Consider the following 22,177-nt stretch of genomic DNA (forward strand, 5'->3'; position numbering starts at 1 on the left):
ATCAGCTTCCCGATCCGGGATCGACGCGGCTGCGCAGGCGGGTGCTCAGCACGTTGAAGCCGAGCACCGTGATGAACAGGGCTGCGGCCGGGGCGATCAGCATCAGTGGCTGCGGTTGGTACAACGCAGAATCCTGCGCGTTGGCGATCATCGTGCCCCAGCTCGGGGTCGGTGCCTTGATGCCGACACCCAGGTAGGACAGCGATGCCTCGGCGATGATGTTGATCGGAAGTTGGACAGCCCAGTAGACGATCACCGTCGGTGCGATGTTGGGCAGGATCTCCTTGACGATGACGCGGGCGTGCGAACCACCGGCACCCACCGCGGCCAGTACGAACGGCTTGGATTTGATCTCGATCACCGAATTGCGCACCAGGCGCGCGAAATAGGTCCAGGAGAACAGGGCGACGACGCCGATCACCACGAAGACCGGGTCGATCAGGGTGCTGCCCGCGGTGCCTCGATTGAGGGTGACCACACTCAGCGCCGTCACCAGGAAGGGGAACGCCAGCGCGACATTGGTCAACTCGGACAGCACGGCGTCGACGCGGCCGCCGAAGTAGCCGCCGATCAGCCCGATCGTGACACCGACCAGCATCGCGATGGTGGTGGCCGGGATGCCGATACCCAGCGAGACGCGGGCGCCGTAGAGCGTCCGGATGAACACGTCGCGGCCGCTGCCGTCAGCACCCAGCAGGAAACCTTTGCCGCCGGTGATGGGAAGCCCCGCGGCGTCCAGGGTTTCGTCGGGGAACTGCTCGTCGGGGCCGTGCCCGACGAGGGCGGCGACCAACGGTGCGGCGAGTGCCGCCAGTACCACGAAGGCCACCAGTACCGATCCGGCGACCAGGCCGGGATCGGATATGAAGGACCGCACGTGTCCCCGTCCGGCGGGCGGCGGGGCCGCTCCGGTGGACGGCCCCATCAGCAATTGGCTCACGAGGCGCGTGCATCCGCGCGCGGCACCGCATCCAGCAGCGCCCGGGTGTAGGCCGACCGTGGCTCGGTGAACACGTCTGCGGTGTCACCGGTTTCCTCGACACCGTCGGGTCCCAGCACGATGACGCTTCGGGCGAGGGAGGACACCACACCGAGGTCGTGGGTGATGAACAGGAAGGCGGTGTGCTGTTCGGTGGTGAGCCGACCGATGAGATCGATGATCTCGGCCTGGGTGGTGACATCCAGCGAGGACAGTGCCTCGTCGGCGACAATCAGCTGCGGGGACAGCACCAGTGCGCGGGCGATCGCCACACGTTGGCGTTGCCCACCGGACAATTCGACGGGACGGCGGTTCAGCAGTGCACCGGGCAGCCGGGCGGCATCGGCGGCCGCGGCAACCTTCGACGCGATCTCTGCGCGGTTCACCTTCTGCGCCAGTAGCGGTTCGGCCAGCGTCTGGGACACGGTGCGGCTCGGATTGAGGCTCGAATAGGGATCCTGGAACACCAGCTGCACCGCGCGGCGGCTCGCGGGGGACAGCGCGGGCACTCCGTCTGCGACGGCAGTGGGGTAGCGGGTACCGGCCAGCACGATCTCCCCGGCATCGGCGAACTGCAGGCCCGCCACGATCCTGCCGACGGTTGACTTGCCCGACCCCGATTCGCCGACCAGTGCGACGATCTCGCCGCGGGCGATCGCGAAGTCCAGTCCGTCGATCACGGTGCGGCGGGCCTGACCGGCCCTGCCCCGGTAGGACTTCCGCAAGCCGGTCACCTGGAGCAGCGGCTCGGCTTGCACCGGTGCACGGCACGGGACATCGGAAACGTCCCGCAGGCGGGAGGCGGCCAGCAGTTGCCGGGTGTAGTCCTCGTGCGGCGAGTGATAGATCCGGTCCCGCGGGCCCTGCTCCACGACCCTGCCGTCGCGCACGACCGCCACTGTGTCGGCGATCTGGTGCACGACACCGAGATCGTGGCTGACGAACACGATCGCGGTGCCATGTTCACGCTGCAACCTGGTGAGCAGACGCAGAATGCCGGCCTGCACGCTGACATCCAGCGCGGTCGTCGGCTCATCGGCGATGATCAGCGCCGGGTTCAGGGCGACCGCCATGGCGATCATCACCCGCTGCCGCATCCCGCCGGAGAACTCGGCCGGATAGCTGTCATAGGCGTTGTGCGGGTCGGCGATACCGACCTCGTCGAGCAGATCGGTGACACGGTGGCGTCGTGCGCGGCGGTCGCCGAAACCGTGGATGTGCAGAACCTCGTCGATCTGGCTGCCGACGGTCTTGAACGGGTGAAGGTTGCTCTGCGGATCCTGGAACACGAATCCGATGTCTTTGCCGAGAATTCGTCTGAGTTCACCCGGACTCGATGCCAGCAGGTCGCGATCCCGAAATCGGACCGTGCCCGACACATCCGCTCCGGGGCCGAGCAAGCTGGTGGCGGCGAGCAACGAGACACTCTTACCCGAACCCGACTCGCCGACGATGGCCAACGTCTGACCGTCGTCTACGGAGAAGCTGAACGACTCCACCGCGCGGACGGCCCGTCGACCGGTGGCGCGGGTGCCGCTGTGCAGGGTGACAGCGAGGTCGGTGACCTCAAACAGAGCCATCGTGCACCATCACGCGATCATGATGACCCAACCATCAAGGGCTGCCACCGGTTTGGCTCACAGGGAAGTTATCGCGGTGTCACAAGCCGGCTGCTAGAAGTAGATACCGGAATGCGGTGCCTGGCTCACCGCGAACAACTCGTCGGCCGTGCGGAGCGCCGCCGTGTCATCGACCCGAACCACGCCGGCCAGCGCCAGGTCGCTCCAGCGGGTTCCCCCGAGCAGCGCCGCGCCCAGGCCCGCCACGCTGGTCTGCAATCCGGCTGGGGCCGTGGTCGTCTCTACACTGCCGCGGGAGATCGCGTAGGTCGCGGTGTTGGCGGCCAGTACCGGATCCTCGACCCGCAGGGTCAACGTGTCCGCATTCGCATAGCTGCGACCGCGTAACGCCGCGGCCACATCGACGACGCGCAACCAGGTTTCGTCGCGCACCCCGGTTACCACGGCGGCGCGCCGATCCTGCAGCAACCAGGGCAGCGGGTCATCGACCGGAGCGAGGCTGAACACCACCCGGTCCACCAAGTCCAGGTCGAGCAGGAAACGCAGCAGTCCGAGGTAGGCCTCGTCGGTGGGGGCGAACAGGTCGTCCACGACGACACTGCGCTGCTCGCTGACGAACCAGGCGTCCGTGTCGACCGGGTGATAGCGCACGAACCCGGTCTCCGCGCCGGGGGAACCGTGCACGGCGGTGAATCTCGCGGCCGGGTTCGCCTCGGCGCGCATTTGTTGATTCAGCCACCAGGTGGCGTTGCGATCGATCCGACCGGGCCGGGAACCCCGGTTGTCGGCGTAGATCCGGGCAAGCACGTCCCATTCGTGGCCGGGCTCGACCAGGCGCACCGGTCCACCGGACCCGACCTCGGGGCGCAGCGCGGCTCGGCGGGTTCGAACTTCGATCGTGGCAGTGGAACTCGCGACCCCGTAGCCGAATCGCTCATAGATGGTGGCCTCCGACGCGCGCAGCGAGGCCACTACTTCGCCGCCGTCGGCGATGTCGCGGAGCTGATGTTCCAACAGGTCGGTGGCGATGCCGCGGCGGGTGTGTGAGGGCAGCACACCGACATGGGTCACCGCCGCATGACCCACGCGGGCGCCACCCGGCAGGGTCAACGTGCTGGTGGTCGAATCGGCGGTGGCGGCCAGCCTGCCGTCGACGAAGACACCCAACGTGCGTTCGGGTTCGGAGAGTTTGCCGATGAGGCTGCGCTGTTGTTCGGTCAGCGGCGGGAACCCGATCATGGCGGTGCGAAACAGGTTGCCGGCTTGGATCAGGTCGTCCTCGGACTCCAGGACCCGGATGTCGTGTGTGCTCATTGCAGTCGAAGTGTCTCACGGTAGCGGGCCGCCGGATGGTCATCGCGGACCCGGGGATGACCATGCAACCGTTCCCGCAAGGTGGCCGGGGATTTCGGGCGGGGGCGCAGTCGGCCGCGTAGGTCCAGTTCCGGCACAACCAGTTCGGCGAAATCGCGGAAGCTGTCCGGGATGAGGATGTGGATCAGGTTGATCCCGTCGGTGCCGGTATCGGCGAGCCAGCGTTCGAGTTCGTCGGCAACGGCGGCCGGGGTTCCGACCAGGGTGCGGGACCGCCCGAAGCCGGTGGCGGGTGCGAGGGCCTGGCGCAACGTCCAGTCCCGATCTGCGGAGGCGAACATGCTCAGCAGTGACCGGTTGGAATCGGTGTGTTGGGCACGGATGGGGGCGTCCAGATCCTGGCCGGCGAAATCGATGCCGGTGCTGGCCGAGTAGTGGGCCAGCGCACCCTCGATGCTGAAATAGGACTGGTAATCGGCAAGTTTCGCGCGGGCACCGGCCTCGGTGTCGTCCACCACCACCGACAGGGCGCTGACGAAGTTCAGCGACGCTGGATCGCGACCGTGGTCTGCGGCCAGCGACCGGATGGTTTCCACGTTACGGCGGATACCCGCGGCATCGGCGCCGGCGACGAACACGGTCTCGGCATGCCGTGCGGCGAACAACTGGCCGCGTGGGGACCCACCCGCCTGGAACAATACCGGGGTCCGTTGCGGGCTCGGCTCGGACAGGTGCGCATCGGGGACGGTGAAAAACCGCCCGCGGTGGCCGATCCCGTGCACCTTGGCCGGGTCGGTGTACACGTCGGCGGTGCGGTCACGAACGACGGCGCCGTCCTCCCAGGAGCCCTCCCACAGTTTGTACGTCACCTCGAGGAACTCGTCGGCACGTTCGTAGCGCTCATCGTGCGGGATCTGCCGGTCGAACCCCAGGTTCCGTGCGGCGCTGTCCAGCTGCGAGGTGACGATGTTCCAGGCCACCCGGCCCCTGGTGAGGTGATCCAGCGTGCTGAACTTGCGAGCCAGCAGATACGGGTGCTCGTAGGTGGTCGAGACGGTGACCCCGAACCCCACGTGCGTGGTCACCGCGGCCATCGCGGACACCAGCAGCAGCGGATCGCTGACCGGGGATTGGGTGCCGGTGCGCAGCGAGGCGTCGGCGGTGCCGCCATGGGTGTCCAGCAACCCGAGCGCGTCGGCGATGAACAGCGTGTCGAAACGACCGTCGTCGAGGATGCGGGCGAGCTCGGTCCAGTACTCGATGGTGTTGTACCGGTGGGTCTGATCGCGGGGGTGCCGCCATAGCCCGTAGTTCACATGGGAGACGGCATCCATCGTGAAGCCGTTGAGCACGATCGGCTTGGGTGAACCCATGCCGTCATGGTGCTCCCGAAGCCGAGATGTGCCCAGAATTAGGCGCGAGCAGACGCAAATGGCCGATGTTCGCCCGAAACAGCGGCCACCGTCGATCTCCTCGAACTGTGGTGGAACGCGAACGGGGGGCGCAGGCCTGGCCGTGGGCCCGGAAGCGGTGAATCAGACCGAGACCGGCTGCCGCTGGGTGAACAGGGCGCCCCAGTCGGTCGAGTTGCCGCCCCGGGCGGCCGGGTGGCTGCCGGTGCGGTCCGCGGTCCGGGCCCCGGTCCGGTTGACCACCGTGAGCAGCAGGTCGAACTCGGTGCGCTGGCAGCACCCACGCAACCCCGCCGGGAGATCGGCTTCCGGTCGCGGTCGGGGTGCGTGCGTCATGCCGCCATGATGACGGGCCCGGGGCGTCCTGCCCATAGTTTTGCGCACCCGGAAATCAAAACCCCGCGCGCGCCGGTGTCAGACCGGGGCGTTGGCCGGTTGGAAGGTGCCGGTGCTGTCGGCCTCTTCCTCGGCGCGGATGACGTGCACCACCGCGTTGATCAGCGCCAGATGGGTGAACGCCTGCGGGAAGTTGCCCAGGTGGCGTCCGGTACGCGGCTCGATCTCCTCGGCGTACAGGTGCAGCGGACTGGCGAAGGACAACAGCCGCTCACACAACCGTTTGGCCGCGGCCACCTCGCCGATCTCGACCAGCGCGGACACCAGCCAGAACGAACAGATGGTAAAGGTGCCCTCCTCGCCGCTCAGCCCGTCGTCGGTCTCCTCCACGCGATACCGCAGCACCAACCCGTCCTCGGTGAGCTCTTCGGCGATGGCCATCACGGTGGCCCTGATGCGCGGGTCATCCGAGGGCAGGAACCGGGTGAGCACCGCCAGCAACAGAGAGGCGTCCAGCGCATCGTCGCCGTAACGCTGGGTAAGTACGCCGCGGGAGTCGACACCGTGGGTCAGGATGTCGGCCTGGATCTCCTCGGCGATCACACGCCACTGCTGGGCGTAGGACTTCTCACCCTGCAGTTCGGCCAGCTTCGATCCGCGGTCCAGCGCGACCCAGCACATGATCTTGCTGGAGGTGAAGTGTTGCGGTTCGCCGCGCACCTCCCAGATGCCCCGGTCCGGTTCCCGCCAGTGCTTGATGGCTTCCTCCACCTGATTCTTCAGGATCGGCCACAATGCCTCGGGCATCTGCTCGCGCGACTTCGCGTGCAGATACACCGAATCCAGCATGGTGCCCCAGATATCGTGCTGCATCTGGTTGTAGGCGCCGTTGCCGATGCGGACCGGCCGGGAGTTGTCGTACCCGGACAAGTGGTGTAACTCCTCCTCCACCAGACTGCGTTCCCCGCCCACGCCGTACATCACCTGCAGGGGATGGCGATCACCGTTGGTGGCCCCGGACACGTCGGCGATGAAGGAGAAGAAGTCGTCGGCCTCGCGGTCCAGACCCAGCGTGTACAGGCCCCACAACGCGAACGTGGAGTCGCGGATCCAGGAATAGCGGTAGTCCCAGTTCCGTTCGCCCTGAGGCGTTTCCGGCAACGACGTGGTGCTGGCGGCCAGCAGTGCGCCGGTCGGCGAGTACACCAGTCCTTTCAGCGTCAGCGCGCTGCGCTGGAGATAGGCCCGCCACGGGTGGTCGGGGAAGTCACCGATGTTGATCCATTGGCGCCACGACTCACTGGTCTTCCACATCTTGTCCGCGGCCTCTTCGAAGTTCTGCGGGGCAGGATGTTTGGACCAACTGAGCGCCACGAACACCTTGTCGCCCTCGGTGAGGCGGGTGCGGGCCCGCGCTTCGTGGCCCTCCAGGCCGATCCGGAGATTGGTGGTCAGCCGCAGGGTGGGGTTGGCCTCAGGGTCCGTACGTGCCCGCGCGATCGCCTCGCCGTAGGCGGATGAGGAGTACTCCCAGGTGGCCGGGCTGCGCCCGTAGTCGAAGTTCGGTTCGCAGCTCATCACCAGTTCCACCACGCCGCTGACGCAGCGCACGGTGCGCAGCAGGATGTGTTCGGCGTCCCAGTCGGTAGGGGTGCGGCGGTGGGTGCGCGAGCGGGTCTCGGTGTCGTGCCAGGGCCCCATCACCAGCGCGTCCCGCACGATCATCCAGCCGGTGTGGGTCTGCCAGGTGGTCTCCATGATGAGGCTGCCGGGCAGGTAGCGCCGGGCCGAGGGTACCGAGACCCCGTATGGGCTGAGCCGGAAATGACCGGCCCCGCGGTCCAGGATGGCGCCGAACACGCTCGGCGAATCCGGACGTGGCACGCACAGCCATTCGACAGAACCCGCCGCGGACACCAGGCAGGTGTTCTCGCAGTCGGAGAGAAATGCGTAATCGGCGATGGGCGGGAACGGGTTTCGCAGGGCTGCGGAGGGCGCGTAAGCGATGGGAGCCGTCGTCGTGAAAGGTGTCGGCGTCGGACTGGGCTCGCTGTGCTCCAAAACCATGCCGCCCATCATGGGTGCAGAACGGGCCGACGTCTAGTCGCGCGCGCCCTCGGGGGCACGCCGGGCGAATTCGGGCGCATGCTCGGGCAACGGACCGATCGCGATGCCGTATCCGATGACCCTGCGCAGCACGGGAATCCGGCTGACCAGCTTGACCCCGGCGGGCGCCTGGGCGGGGGCGTCGTCGGAGACTGCGACGGCGATCACTCGGTTGTGCACCTGCTTCTGCAGGCCCTGCACCAGGACGGTGGGCAGCCACCGCCGGATCTGCACCCGGCGCAGCTGCCGGGTCGTCACCGAGCCCGCCCGCAGCGGTTCGGCCAGCAGTCGCGCGGCGGCCACCGCGTCGGCCACCGCCAGGTTGATGCCCACCCCACCGACCGGGGACATCGCATGCGCGGCGTCGCCGATACACAACAAACCGTCGGCATACCAGCGCGGTAACCGATTCAACTGCACGTCCAGCAGTTTCACCTCGTCGAATGAGGTGAGGGTGCCGATCCGGTCGGCGACCCAGGGCACCACCGCGGTGACCCGCCGGTGCAACGATTCGATGCCTTCGGCGCGCAGTTTCCGGTCAGCTCCCTTGGGGATGACGAACGCGCACTGGAAGTAGTCGCCGCGATCGATCATGGCCACCACGTGGCCGGCTCCCATCGCGCCGGCGAGTCCCTCCGGGTCGCCCTCGCCACGCGGCACCCGAAACCACCAGACATCCATCGGCGCACCGAAACTCTTGGGCGCCAGTGTCATTGATTCACGCAACGTGGACCCTCGGCCGTCGCAGGCGACGGTCAGCGGTGCGCGCAGCCGGTGCACTGCGCCGTCTGCGTCCCGATAGCGCACCCCGGTGACCGAGGGGCCGTCGCGCAGCGGTTCGAGCACCTCGCTGCTGCGCAGCAGGGTGAAGGTCGGCTCCTGCTCGGCGGCCCGGGCCAGCAGTTCCAGGAAATCCCACTGCGGGACCAGCGCGATGTGTTTGTGCGGGCCGGGCAGCCGACTCAGATCCATCTCGACCGGGACTCCCTGCACGGACAGCCGCAACGACCGGATCAACCGGTGCGGTATGGCGGCGAAACTCTCCCCGAGCCCGAGTTCGTCGAGCAGGGTCAGGGTGCTGGCGTGCACGGTGTCGCCGCGGAAATCACGCAGGAAGTCGGGATGCTTCTCCAACACGGTGACGTGCACCCCGGCCCGGGCCAGCAGCAGGCCCAGCATCATCCCGGCCGGCCCGCCGCCGGCGACGATGCATCCGGTCGAGGGGTCCTGCTCGGCGCTGGTCGGCATGGCTCCATGGTCGCACCGATCCGTCGAGCACTACTGTTGGTTCGGTGGGCGGATTTCTGAGCTGGTGGGACGGCGTCGAGCTGTGGCTGTCCGGGCTGGGGTTCGTCGCTCAAACCGCAATAGTGATGCCTGTCGTGCTGCTGCTGGCCTACGGGATCGCCGTGGTCCTCGACGGCGCGCTCGGCAACGGCATCCGGCTGCTGCGCCGGGCAGCACACCAGGATGAGGAGCCGTCGTGAACCAAATGCCGCGGTCGCGGGTGACGCTGGCGTTGGTCGCGCTGATGCTGCTGGTCATCGTGATGTGGCTGTTGACCCGCTGAGAGGCCGGGCCCGCGCGCTGTAGCCCCGACGGGCGGTGGAGGCCAATTCTGGTACTCTTCGCCCCATGCACGCAGCGACCGGCAACAAGAGCAGCCATGTGTTGGCGCTCATTGCCGTGGGTTTTTCCGCTGTTGCAGATGTCTGTTGTTGTCGCTGACCCATACCCGTCTGCGGTTTGGCGTCGGTAGCGGCATGTCCCAGCGTCGCGCACTGATCCGTCTCCTTTCCGTACGTACGGGAGCCCTGTCCCCGTCATCCGCCCGGAAAGGCCATCAATGCGCAGTGTCCTCGGAAAAGCCAAAGCACGTACGTCCACCAAACGCTGGAGCGCGCTGACCGCTCTGGCACTGTCCAGCACGCTCGTCGCCGCCTGCAGTGGTGGTGCCAGTGATGTCGCGGGCGAGGGCAACACCATCGAGGCCGAAACGACCTTGACGCTGGTGGCCTTCGCGGTGCCGGAGCCGGGTTGGTCGAAGATCGGTCCGGCGTTCGCGGCCACCCAGGAAGGCGAGGGCGTCGGGATCACGGCGTCCTATGGCGCGTCCGGGGACCAATCCCGCGGTGTCGAATCCGGCAAACCCGCCGACGTCGTCAACTTCTCCGTCGAACCCGACGTCACCCGGCTGGTCAAGGCCGGCCTGGTCGACGAGGACTGGAACGCCGGCGCCCAGAAGGGCCTGCCGTTCGGTTCGGTGGTGACCTTCGCCGTGCGTGAGGGCAACCCGAAGAACATCCGTGACTGGGACGATCTGCTCAAGCCCGGTATCGAGGTCATCACGCCCAGCCCGCTGAGTTCGGGTGCGGCCAAATGGAACCTGCTGGCCCCGTACGCCGCCAAGAGCAACGGCGGCCAGGACCACGCGGCCGGCATCGCCTACGTCGAGGAACTGGTCAGCCAGCACGTCAAGCTGCGTCCCGGCTCGGGCCGCGAAGCCACCGACGTGTTCCGACAGGGCACCGGCGACGTGCTGCTCGCCTATGAGAACGAGGCGCTGCACTACAACCTGGAGCACGTCAACCCGCCGCAGACGTTCAAGATCGAGAACCCGGTCGCGGTCGTCAACACCAGCAAGCACCTGGACAAGGCCACCGAGTTCGTGAACTTCCAGTACACCCCGGAGGCACAGAAGGTGTGGGCCGAGGCCGGCTTCCGGCCGTCCGATCCCGCCGTGGCCGCCGAGTTCGCCGACAAGTTCCCGGCACCGCAGAAGCTGTGGAGCATCGCCGATCTGGGTGGCTGGTCCGCGGTCGACCCGAAGCTGTTCGACAAGGACAACGGCGAGATCACCAAGATCTACAAGCAGGCAACCGGTTAGAGACATTGCAAGCGAGAAGCGAAGCGAATCGCGCATGAGCACCGCCAACCCTGAGGCCAGCCGCCCGGAGCTTGCTCCGGGCGACTCGGCTGCGGGACGGCTGCCGCGCCGGCCCAGCGGCGCCACCCTGCAGATCGGGGTGGCGGTCCTGTGGCTGTCGTTGATCGTGCTGCTGCCCCTGGCCGCGATCCTGTGGACCTCGGCCGAGGGCGGCTGGGGCGCGTTCTGGTCGGCCGTGACCTCCCCGTCGGCGCTGGCGTCCTTCAAGGTGACGCTGACCATCTCGGTGGGCGTGACGCTGGTCAACGTGGTCTTCGGACTGCTGATCGCCTGGGTTCTGGTCCGCGACGACTTCCCGTTCAAACGGGTGGTGGACGCCATCATCGACCTGCCCTTCGCACTGCCGACCATCGTGGCCAGCCTGGTGCTGCTCTCGCTGTACGGGCCGGGCAGCCCGGTGGGCATCCACATCCAGCACACCGCCTGGGGTGTGGCGCTGGCGCTGGCGTTCGTGACGCTGCCGTTCGTGGTCCGTGCCGTGCAACCGGTATTGCTGGAACTCGACCGTGAGGTGGAGGAGGCGGCCGCCTCGCTGGGTGCCAACAACGCCACCATCTTCTTCCGGGTGATATTGCCCGCGTTGGCGCCATCGCTGCTGTCCGGCGCCGGGCTGGCCTTCTCCCGCGCCATCGGCGAATTCGGGTCCATCGTGCTGATCGGCGGCGCCATCCCCGGCGAGACCGAGGTGTCCTCGCAGTGGATCCGGACCCTGATCGAGAACGACGACCGTGTCGGCGCGGCGGCGATCTCGATCGTGCTGCTGCTGATCTCGTTCGTGGTGTTGTTCGTGCTCCGCTACTTCGGTGCACGGGCCGCCAAGCGGGAGGAGTCGGCCCGATGAAGCTGTCCCGTACCACTCGGCTGATCCTGCGGCTCATCGCGTCGGTGTACATCTTCGCCTTGTTGGTGATTCCGCTGGGCGCCATTCTGTGGCGGGCGCTGGCCCCTGGGCTGGGGGAGTTCTGGGCATCGATCAGCACTCCCGCGGCGCAATCCGGGTTGCAACTCTCACTACTCGTGGTGGCGATCGTGGTGCCGCTGAACGTGATCTTCGGTGTGCCGACGGCCATCGTGCTGGCCCGGCGCAAGTTCCGCGGCAAGAGCGCCCTGCAGGCCGTGATCGACCTGCCGTTCGCGGTGTCCCCGGTGGTCATCGGTGTGGCGTTGATCGTGCTGTGGGGCACCGCCGGCCTGCTCGGGTTCGTGGAGAACAGTTGGGGCCTGAAGATCATCTTCGGCTTCCCCGGCATCGTGCTGGCCAGCCTGTTCGTCACCATCCCGTTCGTCATTCGCGAGGTCGAACCGGTGCTGCACGAGGTGGGCACCGACCAGGAGGAGGCGGCCGCCACCCTGGGCGCCAACACCTGGCAGACGTTCTGGCGGATCACCTTGCCCTCGATCCGGTGGGGGCTGACCTACGGAGTGGTGCTGACCGTGGCCCGCACGCTCGGCGAGTTCGGTGCGGTCCTGATGGTGTCGTCCAACCTGCCCGGCCAGTCGCAGACGCTGACCCTGCTGGTGCACGACCGATACACCCTGGGCAACCCATACGGCGCGTACACCATCTCGGTGGTGCTGATGGCGGTGGCGTTGATCGTGCTGGTCGCCCAGATTCTGTTTGACGCCCAGCGTTCGCGTGTCAAGACTCAAGACTGATAAGGAGGCCCGATGCCCGTGAGCGATTACGCCATTTCGGTGAAGGGCGCGAACAAGCATTACGGCGAGTTCGCGGCGCTGGACAACATCGACTTCGTGGTGCCCAAGGGGTCCCTGACGGCGCTGCTAGGCCCCAGCGGGTCGGGGAAGTCGACGCTGCTGCGGGCCATCGCCGGCCTGGACCAGCCCGACACCGGGTCGATCACCATCAACGGCCGCGACGTGACCGGGGTGCCGCCACAGCGGCGCGGCATCGGCTTCGTGTTCCAGCACTACGCAGCGTTCAAGCACCTGACGGTGCGCGACAACGTCGCGTTCGGCCTGTCGATCCGCAAGAAGCCCAAGCCCGAGATCAAGGAGAAGGTCGACAACCTTCTCGAGGTGGTGGGCCTGGCCGGTTTCCAGAACCGCTATCCGGCCCAGCTGTCCGGTGGGCAGCGCCAGCGTATGGCGCTGGCCCGGGCGCTCGCGGTCGATCCCGAGGTGCTGCTGCTCGACGAGCCGTTCGGTGCGCTGGACGCCAAGGTCCGAGAGGACCTGCGGGCCTGGCTGCGCCGGTTGCACGACGACGTGCACGTCACGACGGTGCTGGTCACCCATGATCAGGCCGAGGCGCTCGACGTCGCCGACCGCATCGCGGTGCTCAACAAGGGCCGCATCGAGCAGGTCGGATCGCCGACCGAGGTGTACGACGCGCCCGCGAATCCGTTCGTGATGTCCTTCCTGGGCACGGTGTCGCTGCTGAACGGAATCCTGGTGCGCCCGCACGACATCCGGGTGGGACGCAACCCGGATCTGGCCATCGCGGCCGGCGACGGGACGGGCGAGTCCACCGGTGTCACCAAGGCCATCATCGACCGGATCGTCACGCTGGGCTTCGAGGTGCGCGTCGAGCTGACCAGCGCAGTCAACGGCACCCCCTTCACCGCGCAGATCACCCGCGGCGACGCCGAGGCGCTCGGACTGCGCGCCGGCGACACGGTGTACGTGCGGGCCACCCGGGTGCCGCCGATCGCCGGTGAACTGCAGAGCGCCGAGGTGCGTGCCGAGGCCCTCACCTAGCCTTCATGCCCGGGACCGGGGGAGTTGCCTACGGTCGAGAGCTCTTTCGCTGTCGGCAGCTCCTCGGTCCACCCGGGCGGGCGCAGCAGATAGCCGACGCGGGCCCGCCAGGACCTGGCCCGCCAGACGTCGCGGACCATCAACCCGAACTCGTGGAAGTTCACCTTGATCGGGTTGTACGTGTCGATGTTGTGGGTCAGTCCGTAGCGCACCCGTTCGATCTCGTCGGCATAGCTGTTGAACATCCGATCCCAGATGATCAGGATGCCGGCGTAGTTCTTGTCCAGATACGGGTTGTTGGAACCGTGGTGCACCCGATGGTGCGATGGCGTGTTGAAGACAAATTCGATTGCCGGATGCAGTTTTCCGATCCGCTCGGTGTGTAGCGGATACTGGTAGAGCAATACGACCGCCTGGGACAGGAAGATCATCCAGGCGGGCACACCCACCAGCGCCAGCGGGACGTACACCACCGAGGTCAGGAACCGGCCCGGGATCAGCCATGGCAGCCGCACCGCGGTCGACATGTTGAAGTGCTGGCTGGAATGGTGCACGCTGTGTGCCGCCCAGAACAATCGGACGCGGTGCTGCATCCGATGCTGGGCATAGTAGGCCAGATCGGCGCCGACGATGGCCAGTACCCACACCCACCAGTCCGTCGGTGACAGCGCCATCGGGGCCAGTGCCGCGGCGAGCAGCACGATGGGGAACTGGATGAAATCCTCGACCAGATTGGCGAACCGGCCCAGCCCGTAGACGCCGAGGCTGGCGAACGTGTCGCGACCCGAGAAGCCCACGCGCGCACGGGTGTCCGGTGCGCGGCCGGCCTTGCGATCGCGTCGCCGTTCCAGCCAGTCGCCGAGGAACTCGATGCTCAGCAGCAGCAGGAACGCGGGGATCGCGTAGAGGCCGATGTTGCCGATCCATTCCATGTCAGCGGTCCCTGTCCTGCTTGCGCGGCATGCCGGCGAGCTGCCAGCGCAGGGCCTGGCCGAACATTTCCTCGGTTACGCGTTCGGGTTCGATGCGGCGCTGCCGGATCAGGCCGCCGAACATGGCCAGCGTGGTGGTGGCGAAGTCGTCGACCGAGACCTGCTCGACATCGACACCGTTGCGCTCCAACATGTTCGACAGAATCCCGCGCAAAGCGTCGAGAGTCTTGGCAGACGCCGCGGCCTCGATCTGCATCAGGTCGGGATTGCGCACCGCATGCAGCCAGAACTCGGTGCGCAGCACCGCGGCGTCGATCTCCTTGTCGGCCATCTCGATCAGCATCCGGCCCAGGGCGTGTAGCGGATCGGCCGATTCGGCCTGGGCGGACCGGATGATGTCACCGACCGCATCCATCCGATCGACCGCCCGGTCGGTCATCAGGGCAGCGAACATTTCGTCCTTGTTGGCGAAGTTGGAGTAGACCGCGCCCACGGAGAACCCGGCGGATTCGGCGATCTCGTCCACGGTGGCGGCGGAATACCCGCGGCGCGCGAACATCCCGGCGGCGGCGTCGAGCAGTCGGCGCCGCGTGAGTTCCTTGCTCTCCGCACGGGTGAGGCGACGCGGTTTTGGATCATCGTTCATATCCAAATAGTAGCCGTTATCGGAATTTGGTCCACTATCTCGGAGTGGATATGCGCTGTGGGTGCTGTCATCGGCGTAGTTTTGACCTGATCGGTGGTGGCGGCCGTGTGATGGGGCCGCAGCATGCCGACACGATGTTCCGACCTCTTCCGTGACCGACCGGCCTCCGGCAGTCGAGTGGAAGGACAGGTCAAATGGACATCATCAGCAGCCCCGCCGTCGACCAGGACCGGCTCATGGCCTTCGTCATGCGCGCGGTGGAAGAGGCGGGCGCCGCACTGAACTGCGCGCTGGTCGTGATGGGGGACAGGCTGGGCTACTACCGGTCGCTGAGCAGTCACGGCGCGAGCACACCGGCCGAACTGGCCGAGCGCACCGGTACCGATGAGCATTACGCCAGGGAGTGGCTCAACGCCCAGGCTGCGGGACACTTCGTCGACTACGACGCGTCGTCGGGTCGGTACTCGCTGGGGCCGGAGCAGGCCACCGCGCTGGCTGATGAGAGCAGTCCGGCCTTCGTGATCGGGCTGTTCCAGACCGCGCACGGCACCGCGCGGGACGCGACGAAGATCTTCGACGCCGCCGCGACCGGCGCCGGCGTGTCGTGGGGCGACCACAACTCCGACGTCCACATCGGGTGCGAACGATTCTTCCGGCCCACCTATGCGGCGCACCTGGTCTCGGAATGGCTACCGGCGCTCGACGGCGTCCCGGCGAAGCTGACCCGCGGTGCCCGGGTGGCCGACGTCGGGTGCGGGCACGGCGCCTCCACAATCCTGATGGCCCAGGCTTTTCCGCAGTCGCAGTTCACCGGCACCGACGTGCACGCGGGGTCGATCGACACCGCCCGCGACCGGGCCAGGCTGGCCGGAGTCGATGCGATGGTGTCCTTCGAATGTGCACCCGCGGACGGGTTCACCGGTGGCCCTTACGATCTGGTCACCATGTTCGACTGCCTACACGATATGGGTGATCCGGTCGGGGCCGCCCGGCACGTGCGCAGCGTGCTCGACGACGATGGCACCTGGATGATCGTGGAGCCGGCGGCCGGCGACCGCGTCGAGGACAACTTCACGCCGGTCGGGCGCGCCTACTACGGGTTCTCGACGTTGCTGTGCACACCGTCCTCGCTGGCCCAGCCGGTCGGGTTGGCGCTGGGCACCCAGGCCGGCCCGGCACGCATCCGTGAGGTGGTCACCAGCGCCGGGTTCACCCGGTTCCGCGAGGCTGCGCGGACCCCGTTCAACGCGGTGTTCCAGGTCCAACCCTGAAGGACGGCCCGGCCGACCTGTGTCACGTCTGCCTGGGGCACTCGCTGTCGACCGGTTTTCCGGCGAACCGGTCGAGCAACCAGCCGATCGCAGAACTCGCGTCCAGGTCGTCGTGCCCTCGACCGTTCTGTGCCTCGAAGGCGATCATGCCGCCGAGCGCACAGGCGCGGGTGATCGCAGTCGAGGTCCAGGTGGCATCGATGAGACGATCCTCGGCCCCGTACACGATGAATATCGGGGCCGACATCGGGTGCTGCGGAAGCTTACGTTGCTCCAGCATCGCGCGCAGTCGGCCAGCGGCCGACGGCGTTGCCGGTTTCAGGTCTTCGGCAGTCAGCGACTCCAGCGCGACGGCTCGGGCCGCTGTGGTTGACGTGTCGCACGAGCTGAGCAACTCCCAGTTCCCGGTGGCAGATCCGCGCCGGAACTCGTCGATGTCGAAGCCGGGGTCGGCACGGGCGAACGAGGCCAGAATGGTCTGCAGGACGCCGAGTTGGTTCTGGGTGATGTCACCGCTGATGGCTTTGTCGACGAGACCGGTCAGATCGGTCGGCGGTGCCAAGGCGACGGCGCCGATGAGCTCGAGTTCTGGTGCGTAACTGTCGGATTGCTCATCTGCGGCCCATGTAGCACCGGCGCCCTGGGATGTACCGATGGCGGCCCAGCGCGTCGAGACACCGGGAAAGGTCGCTCGGAGTGCCCGGATCGAGTCGATCATGTTCAGTCCGGCCGTGCGGAAGTCCACGTATCGATGGATACCCGGAGCACCCAGACCCTCGTAGTCCGAGAAGCCGACGGCGAAACCCATCTCGAGAAGCTTGGCGACAGCGGGCCCGACCGCGGCCGCCAACCAGGATCCCGGTCCCTGGAACAACAGGGAGGGAGCGCACTCTTCGCGAATGCCGGTGGTGCCGTGGCCGAAAGCCAGGGCCGGCCAACCGCCCGGCGGTGGGTGGCCGGCCGGCGCGAAGACGGTCCCGGAGACCGTGGTCGGCGCTCCGGTGTCGCCGTTCGTCGACTGGTACAGCACCCGCACCGCCCGTGAACCAGTGGGCAATCCGAATGCGGCGGCGACGCCGGGCATGTCCTCGGCCGAGAGCACAGTGCCGGCGCCGGCACTGCTCGCTGCGATTGAGGCACACCCGTTGTAGGCCGGTCGCCCGTTGAATCTGTCTGCGAGCCACTTTATTTGGTCTGCCACCGAGTGCTCGATGTGGTAGCCGATGGTGTTCTGTCGTCCCGTGGCGTAATTGGTGCGCCAGGCGACGCTGCCGCCCCGACCGCATGCCTTGGTTATTGCCTCGTTGTTCCACTGAGGTTCGACGACGGTGTCTTCGGCATCGTTGACGACGGACAGCGGTGCACTCAAGGGAGCATCCGGAAGTGCGCGACGCGAGATGAGGTCGCCGAGGGTGGCGGCGGCCTCGGGCGTCTTGGGCGTCAGGTCTGCCGGAGTCATCGCCGCGATCGCGATCTCGCCGCGTCGGACGCCGGCACCGAAGCACGCCGTCACATCGGCCCAGTTCTGGGCGACGATCCCGTGTCGGTAATCGTCGAGGTCGAGGTCAGGGTGCCGGCGGGCCAACGAGGCCACCGACCAGAGCAGTACCTTGCGCTGGTCAACGGTCAGCGGCCCGGTCTGGGCCCGTTCAAGCAGCGGACCGAGATCACTCATCGGCGAACGCGCTGCCGCGCCGACCAGATCCATCTCGGCTGCGTATCCGTCAGCTTGTTGATTGGCCGTCCACGCCGCCGCACCGCCCAGCCCGATACCGAAAACCGCCCACCGGACCGAGATATCGGGAAACACCCCGCGCAGGGCCCGGACCGAGTCGATGACGTTGCGTCCGGCGCTTGTCACGTCGAGGTAGTCATTGGGCCGGCCGGGTTCACCGAGCCCGGCATAGTCGGTGACCGCCACGGCATAACCCTTTTGCAGCAGCGTGGCCACGATGGGCGCGTTGCCCAGCAGGCTGCTGGTCCGCGACGGTGCGCATGGCTCGTCGATGCCCTCGCCCTGATGCGCGACGGCCACCACCGGCCAACCACCGGCGGGCGCGCGGCCGGCCGGGAGGAAGAACGCCCCGGACACGTCGACGAGCTCCCCCGACGTGGCGTCCGTCGAGCGGTACACGATGCGGACGGAGGTAGTGCTGACGGCACGGATCTCGGGGTTGACGGAGGCCAGCGCGCTGATCTCCACAACACTGCCGGGATGCCCGGGGTCGATGTGGAGTCCTTGCGAAGAGAAATTTGCTGAAATTGACGATGTGGTGTTGAAAATGGTCAGGGCGAGCAGTGTGAGGCTGGTTGCCAGTGCGATCGTCAACGTCCAGAACCGGCGGGTGGCAGACAGGGATCTGAACCCGTCAATGGTCGCCGATACCACCCCGTTGTGCCGCTTGCCTGCCACGATTGTCCCCGCCGCCATCAGGGAAGAACTCCGACTCCCCATGTCCGTCCGTCGCGGATCCGCGAACCGCGGCGCGACGTCGCTCAATCCTTCGAGGTCTCGATCATCAGGTCAATTGTTTGCTGAAAAATGAGTCTGATGTCACATTCCGGCAGCGGTTTGAGGTCATCCAAATTTGCCAGAGATGTCGGCGTGGGGCGGCGGAGTGCCGTTGCCCGGCCGAACCGCGTTCCGGGGAGGGGATAACCGTCGGGGGTGTGTTTACGCGGCGGCGGCCAGCGTCAGCGCCGCGTCGAAGCGGTCCAGCACCGTCTCGGCCACCAGGCGGTGCGACCCGAGCGGTGCGGCGATCGGAATATCATGTGTGGCAGCGAAATCGGCGACCCGGTCGGTGATCCTGCCGTGCGCCAGGAACCACGGCGCGATGACGATGCGGTCCGCCCCGAGCCGGTGGAGGCGATGTGCGGCCGCGGCCAGCGACGGTTTCGGCCCGGTCGCAAACGCGGTGGTGACACCGGCCCAGCGGGTTCCGACGGCTACCGCAGGAGCCACCGTCGAGGTGCGGGCATTGGCCGCCGGGCGCGATGAACCGACCGCGGTGACGATCACACCGACATTCGAATCATCCACGGCCACACCGACTTCGGCGATGCGGCGGCGCAGCACCGCCACCAGTTGGTCGTCCTCGCCGAGCACCTCGGCCTGGCGGGCACGCACGCCGCTGGCGGTGATCATCGCCGGGATGTCGGTGCGTGCGTGGAACGCGTCGGCCAGCAGCAGCGGGGTGACGACCGCCCGGTCGCCGACCTCGCGCAGTACGTCGACCAGGTTGGGCGCGGTCTGCTCGCAGAAGGCGGGTACCACGTCCAGGCCCGGCCGCAGCCGGCGGATGGTGTCGGCCACCGCGCGGGTCGTCACCGCCGAGCGCGGGTCGGCGCTGCCGTGCGCGGTCAACACCAGTACCGGCGACATCACCGGTGGCTCACGAGGCGTGCAACCCGCATTCGGTCTTCGCCTGCCCGGCCCACCGTCCGGAGCGCGGATCGGCGCCCTCGGCCGGCTTGGTGGTGCAGGGGGCGCACCCGATCGACGGGTAGCCCTCGTAGACCAGCGGATTGACGAGGATGCCGTTGGCATCGATATAGGCCTGCATGTCCTCATCGCTCCAGGCGGCGATCGGATTGATCTTCACCAGGCCGAACGCGGCGTCCCAGCTGATCAGCGGTGCGTTCGCGCGGGTCGGGGCCTCGACCCGACGGATGCCGGTCACCCATGCCGAGTAACCGCTCAGCGCCTTGCCCAGCGGCTCGACCTTGCGCATCCGGCAGCAGGCCGCCGCGTCGCGGGCGAACAGGTCCTTGCCGTGCAGTTCGTCCTGGCGGGCCACGCTGTGCTCGGGGGCGACGTTCACCACGCGCACGCCGTAGACCGCCTCGACCGCATCCCGGGTGCCGATGGTCTCGGCGAAGTGGTAGCCGGTGTCCAGGAACAGCACGTCCACGCCGGGGCGCACCTTCGCGGCCATCTCGACGAGCACCGCGTCCTGCATGTTCGAGGCCACCACATACTGGCCACCGAAATGCTCGTCGGTCCAGCGCAGCAGTTCCTCGGCACTCGCGCCGTCCAACTCCGCCGCGCCGCGCTCGGCGAGCGCGATCAGATCCTCTTCGGTCCGCACAGTCACACAATCACCTGATTTCCGGTCTTCGCGTCGATGCTCATCGCAGGTCGGCCTCGTCCGCACGGACCGCCCACTGAGCGAAACGCTCGCCGTCCTCACGTTGTTTCACGAAGTTGCGAACAACCCGCTCGATGTAGTCGCCGAGTTCGGTGGCGAGCACCTTGTGCTGGCGCAGCTTGCGGCCGAAACCGCTGTCCAGGCCGAGGCTGCCGCCCAGATGCACCTGGAAGCCCTCTACAGGATCGTTGCCATTTTCGCCTGAGTCGACCATCTGTCCCTTGAACCCGATATCGGCGACCTGGATCCGGGCGCACGAGTTGGGGCAGCCGTTGATGTTGATGGTCACCGGGACGTCGAGCTGGGCGTTCAGGTCCTCCAGGCGCTTCTCCAGCTCCGGCACCAGCACCTGGGACCGGCTGCGGGTCTCGGCGAAGCTGAGCTTGCAGAACTCGATGCCGGTGCAGGCCATCAGGTTGCGCCGCCAGTGTGACGGGGTGGACGGCAGGCCGAGCGCATCCAGACCGGCGCGCAGCTCGTCGAGCTTGTCGTCGGGGACGTCCAGGACGATGAGCTTCTGGTAGGGCGTGAACCGGATCCGGTCCGAGCCCGCTGCCTCGGCCAGATCGGCGATCTTGGTCAGGATGGTGCCGGTGACCCGGCCGGCGATGGGGGAGACACCGACGGCGTTGAGCCCGTTCTTGAGCTTCTGCACGCCGACGTGGTCGATGGGCCGGGTGGACGGGGTGGGCGCCGGACCGTCGATCAGGGGACGCTTGAGGTACTCGGTCTCCAACACCTCACGGAACTTCTGCACGCCCCAGTCCTTGATCAGGAACTTCAGCCGGGCCTTGGCCCGCAGCCGGCGGTAGCCGTAATCGCGGAACACGCTGACCACGCCTTCCCACACGTCGGGCACCTCGTCCAGCGGCACCCATACCCCGACCCGCTGGGCCAGCATCGGGTTGGTGGACAGCCCGCCGCCGACCCACAGGTCGAAGCCGGGACCGTGCTCGGGATGCTCGACGCCGATGAACGCGACGTCGTTGACCTCGTGCACCACGTCCTGCTGGCCCGAGATCGCGGTCTTGAACTTGCGCGGCAGGTTGGAGTACTCGGGCTTGCCGATGTAGCGCTTGACGATCTCGTTGACGGCCGGGGTGCCGTCGATGATCTCGTCCAGCGACTCACCGGCCAGCGGGGAACCCAGCACGACGCGGGGGCAGTCGCCGCAGGCCTCGGTGGTCTGCAGGCCGACCGCGTCGAGGCGACGCCAGATCTCCGGCATGTTCTCGACCTCGATCCAGTGGTACTGGACGTTCTGCCGGTCGGACAGGTCGGCGGTGTCGCGGGCGAACTCGGTGGAGATGCCGCCGAGGGTGCGCAGCGCGGCCGCGCTCAGCGCACCGCCGTCGCTGCGGACCCGCAGCATGAAGTACGAGTCCTCCAGCATGTCGGTGTTCTCGTCACCGGTCCAGGTGCCGTCGTAGCCGGGCTTGCGCTGGGTGTACAGACCCCACCAGCGGAAACGGCCGCGCAGATCACCCTTGTCGATGCTGTCGAAGCCGCCCGGAGCGTAGATGTTCTCGATGCGCTCCCGCACGTTGAGCGGGTTGTCGTCCTTCTTGGCCTGCTCATTGGCGTTGAGCGGCTCCCGGTAGCCGAGCGCCCATTGGCCCTCCCCGCGGGGGCGTTTCACCGGCTTCGGCTTATCGGTACCGGCGGGCTTGGCGACTGTCTCGGTCATATGTCTCGGAGCTCCGTGTTGTTCTGGAGCCGGCTCAGGATCGCGCAGTGCACCGGTGGCTGTTCCGGAAGCGCAGATCCGGCGACCAGCTATGGGTA

The 22,177-nt window shown here is 67.4% G+C and carries 20 protein-coding genes; 7 read left to right on the forward strand and 13 right to left on the reverse strand.

The genetic code is table 11. The annotated features are described in order from the left end of the window. Window position 1: 1 nt before the first annotated feature. The 7 genes from V4U86_RS09250 to V4U86_RS09280 all read right to left on the reverse strand — a co-directional run bounded on the left by V4U86_RS09250 (window position 2) and on the right by V4U86_RS09280 (window position 8,975). Window positions 2-940 (reverse strand): ABC transporter permease, encoded by a 939-nt coding sequence (locus V4U86_RS09250; RefSeq protein WP_395310948.1) that lies wholly within the window; start codon window positions 938-940, stop codon window positions 2-4. Next, window positions 937-2,559, reverse strand: coding sequence for a dipeptide ABC transporter ATP-binding protein (locus V4U86_RS09255; protein ID WP_395310949.1), 1,623 nt, complete (start codon window positions 2,557-2,559; stop codon window positions 937-939). Before V4U86_RS09255 ends, V4U86_RS09250 begins: the two co-directional genes overlap by 4 nt. 93 nt (window positions 2,560-2,652) lie before the next feature. Further along, window positions 2,653-3,873 (reverse strand): GNAT family N-acetyltransferase, encoded by a 1,221-nt coding sequence (locus V4U86_RS09260; RefSeq protein WP_395310950.1) that lies wholly within the window; start codon window positions 3,871-3,873, stop codon window positions 2,653-2,655. Beyond that, on the reverse strand, window positions 3,870-5,246 hold the full coding sequence (locus V4U86_RS09265) for an LLM class flavin-dependent oxidoreductase (protein ID WP_395310951.1): 1,377 nt from the start codon (window positions 5,244-5,246) through the stop codon (window positions 3,870-3,872). The genes V4U86_RS09260 and V4U86_RS09265 overlap by 4 nt, the downstream gene beginning before the upstream one ends. Before the next feature lie 162 nt (window positions 5,247-5,408). After that, window positions 5,409-5,621, reverse strand: coding sequence for a hypothetical protein (locus V4U86_RS09270; RefSeq protein ID WP_395310952.1), 213 nt, complete (start codon window positions 5,619-5,621; stop codon window positions 5,409-5,411). A 78-nt stretch (window positions 5,622-5,699) separates the two neighbouring features. After that, a complete protein-coding gene (locus tag V4U86_RS09275) occupies window positions 5,700-7,688 on the reverse strand; it encodes a glycoside hydrolase family 15 protein (RefSeq protein ID WP_395310953.1) in 1,989 nt (662 codons plus the stop codon). Between the two features lie 33 nt (window positions 7,689-7,721). Further along, window positions 7,722-8,975 carry an FAD-dependent oxidoreductase gene (locus V4U86_RS09280; RefSeq protein WP_395310954.1) on the reverse strand — a complete coding sequence of 418 codons (1,254 nt, stop codon included), beginning with the start codon at window positions 8,973-8,975 and terminating at the stop codon, window positions 7,722-7,724. Between the two features lie 44 nt (window positions 8,976-9,019). Here V4U86_RS09280 and V4U86_RS09285 point away from each other — a divergent pair, with 44 nt between their 5' ends. The 6 genes from V4U86_RS09285 (at window position 9,020) to V4U86_RS09310 (ending at window position 13,392) form a co-directional block, all read left to right on the forward strand. Continuing rightward, window positions 9,020-9,214 (forward strand): hypothetical protein, encoded by a 195-nt coding sequence (locus V4U86_RS09285; RefSeq protein WP_395310955.1) that lies wholly within the window; start codon window positions 9,020-9,022, stop codon window positions 9,212-9,214. A gap of 148 nt (window positions 9,215-9,362) precedes the next feature. Next, on the forward strand, window positions 9,363-9,455 hold the full coding sequence (locus V4U86_RS09290; RefSeq protein WP_395310956.1) for an Ms4533A family Cys-rich leader peptide: 93 nt from the start codon (window positions 9,363-9,365) through the stop codon (window positions 9,453-9,455). Window positions 9,456-9,573: 118 nt separating this feature from the next. After that, window positions 9,574-10,614, forward strand: a complete 1,041-nt coding sequence (locus V4U86_RS09295; RefSeq protein WP_395310957.1) for a sulfate ABC transporter substrate-binding protein — start codon at window positions 9,574-9,576, stop codon at window positions 10,612-10,614. A gap of 34 nt (window positions 10,615-10,648) precedes the next feature. Further along, window positions 10,649-11,515 (forward strand): sulfate ABC transporter permease subunit CysT, encoded by an 867-nt coding sequence (gene cysT / locus V4U86_RS09300; protein ID WP_395310958.1) that lies wholly within the window; start codon window positions 10,649-10,651, stop codon window positions 11,513-11,515. After that, window positions 11,512-12,330: a sulfate ABC transporter permease subunit CysW gene (cysW, locus tag V4U86_RS09305; protein WP_395310959.1), complete on the forward strand. Its 819-nt coding sequence runs from the start codon at window positions 11,512-11,514 to the stop codon at window positions 12,328-12,330. Before cysT ends, cysW begins: the two co-directional genes overlap by 4 nt. 12 nt (window positions 12,331-12,342) lie before the next feature. After that, entirely contained in the window at window positions 12,343-13,392 is a 1,050-nt protein-coding gene (locus tag V4U86_RS09310; protein WP_395310960.1) for a sulfate/molybdate ABC transporter ATP-binding protein, read from the forward strand. Here the strand turns inward: V4U86_RS09310 and V4U86_RS09315 are convergent. Then, window positions 13,389-14,324, reverse strand: coding sequence for a sterol desaturase family protein (locus V4U86_RS09315; RefSeq protein ID WP_395310961.1), 936 nt, complete (start codon window positions 14,322-14,324; stop codon window positions 13,389-13,391). The two genes, V4U86_RS09310 and V4U86_RS09315, sit on opposite strands and share 4 nt — an antisense overlap. 1 nt (window position 14,325) lies before the next feature. Further along, the gene (locus V4U86_RS09320) at window positions 14,326-14,970 is read right to left on the reverse strand and encodes a TetR/AcrR family transcriptional regulator (RefSeq protein WP_395310962.1); all 645 of its coding nucleotides are present in this window, start codon (window positions 14,968-14,970) and stop codon (window positions 14,326-14,328) included. A 194-nt stretch (window positions 14,971-15,164) separates the two neighbouring features. Here V4U86_RS09320 and V4U86_RS09325 point away from each other — a divergent pair, with 194 nt between their 5' ends. Continuing rightward, the gene (locus V4U86_RS09325) at window positions 15,165-16,241 is read left to right on the forward strand and encodes a class I SAM-dependent methyltransferase (RefSeq protein WP_395310963.1); all 1,077 of its coding nucleotides are present in this window, start codon (window positions 15,165-15,167) and stop codon (window positions 16,239-16,241) included. A gap of 22 nt (window positions 16,242-16,263) precedes the next feature. On the opposite strand, the gene V4U86_RS09330 is transcribed toward V4U86_RS09325, so the two are convergent. The 4 genes from V4U86_RS09330 to V4U86_RS09345 form a co-directional block, all read right to left on the reverse strand. Then, window positions 16,264-18,672, reverse strand: coding sequence for a lipase family protein (locus V4U86_RS09330; RefSeq protein WP_395310964.1), 2,409 nt, complete (start codon window positions 18,670-18,672; stop codon window positions 16,264-16,266). A gap of 243 nt (window positions 18,673-18,915) precedes the next feature. Continuing rightward, the gene (locus V4U86_RS09335) at window positions 18,916-19,626 is read right to left on the reverse strand and encodes a sirohydrochlorin chelatase (RefSeq protein ID WP_395310965.1); all 711 of its coding nucleotides are present in this window, start codon (window positions 19,624-19,626) and stop codon (window positions 18,916-18,918) included. 10 nt (window positions 19,627-19,636) lie between these two features. After that, window positions 19,637-20,338, reverse strand: coding sequence for a phosphoadenylyl-sulfate reductase (locus V4U86_RS09340; RefSeq protein WP_395310966.1), 702 nt, complete (start codon window positions 20,336-20,338; stop codon window positions 19,637-19,639). Window positions 20,339-20,372: 34 nt separating this feature from the next. Next, window positions 20,373-22,079 (reverse strand): nitrite/sulfite reductase, encoded by a 1,707-nt coding sequence (locus tag V4U86_RS09345; RefSeq protein ID WP_395310967.1) that lies wholly within the window; start codon window positions 22,077-22,079, stop codon window positions 20,373-20,375. Between the last annotated feature and the right edge of the window lie 98 nt (window positions 22,080-22,177).

This window comes from Mycobacterium sp. AMU20-3851 (assembly GCF_043974665.1).
Taxonomy (GTDB): domain Bacteria; phylum Actinomycetota; class Actinomycetes; order Mycobacteriales; family Mycobacteriaceae; genus Mycobacterium.

Coding starts and splice junctions, on each gene's coding strand:
- V4U86_RS09255 (WP_395310949.1), bottom strand. CDS start 2,559: ATGGCTCTGTTTGAGGTCACCGACCTCGCTGTCACCCTGCACAGCGGC.
- V4U86_RS09260 (WP_395310950.1), bottom strand. CDS start 3,873: ATGAGCACACACGACATCCGGGTCCTGGAGTCCGAGGACGACCTGATC.
- V4U86_RS09265 (WP_395310951.1), bottom strand. CDS start 5,246: ATGGGTTCACCCAAGCCGATCGTGCTCAACGGCTTCACGATGGATGCC.
- V4U86_RS09270 (WP_395310952.1), bottom strand. CDS start 5,621: ATGACGCACGCACCCCGACCGCGACCGGAAGCCGATCTCCCGGCGGGG.
- V4U86_RS09275 (WP_395310953.1), bottom strand. CDS start 7,688: ATGGTTTTGGAGCACAGCGAGCCCAGTCCGACGCCGACACCTTTCACG.
- V4U86_RS09280 (WP_395310954.1), bottom strand. CDS start 8,975: ATGCCGACCAGCGCCGAGCAGGACCCCTCGACCGGATGCATCGTCGCC.
- V4U86_RS09290 (WP_395310956.1), top strand. CDS start 9,363: ATGCACGCAGCGACCGGCAACAAGAGCAGCCATGTGTTGGCGCTCATT.
- V4U86_RS09295 (WP_395310957.1), top strand. CDS start 9,574: ATGCGCAGTGTCCTCGGAAAAGCCAAAGCACGTACGTCCACCAAACGC.
- cysT (WP_395310958.1), top strand. CDS start 10,649: ATGAGCACCGCCAACCCTGAGGCCAGCCGCCCGGAGCTTGCTCCGGGC.
- cysW (WP_395310959.1), top strand. CDS start 11,512: ATGAAGCTGTCCCGTACCACTCGGCTGATCCTGCGGCTCATCGCGTCG.
- V4U86_RS09310 (WP_395310960.1), top strand. CDS start 12,343: ATGCCCGTGAGCGATTACGCCATTTCGGTGAAGGGCGCGAACAAGCAT.
- V4U86_RS09315 (WP_395310961.1), bottom strand. CDS start 14,324: ATGGAATGGATCGGCAACATCGGCCTCTACGCGATCCCCGCGTTCCTG.
- V4U86_RS09320 (WP_395310962.1), bottom strand. CDS start 14,970: ATGAACGATGATCCAAAACCGCGTCGCCTCACCCGTGCGGAGAGCAAG.
- V4U86_RS09325 (WP_395310963.1), top strand. CDS start 15,165: ATGGACATCATCAGCAGCCCCGCCGTCGACCAGGACCGGCTCATGGCC.
- V4U86_RS09330 (WP_395310964.1), bottom strand. CDS start 18,672: ATGGCGGCGGGGACAATCGTGGCAGGCAAGCGGCACAACGGGGTGGTA.
- V4U86_RS09335 (WP_395310965.1), bottom strand. CDS start 19,626: ATGTCGCCGGTACTGGTGTTGACCGCGCACGGCAGCGCCGACCCGCGC.
- V4U86_RS09345 (WP_395310967.1), bottom strand. CDS start 22,079: ATGACCGAGACAGTCGCCAAGCCCGCCGGTACCGATAAGCCGAAGCCG.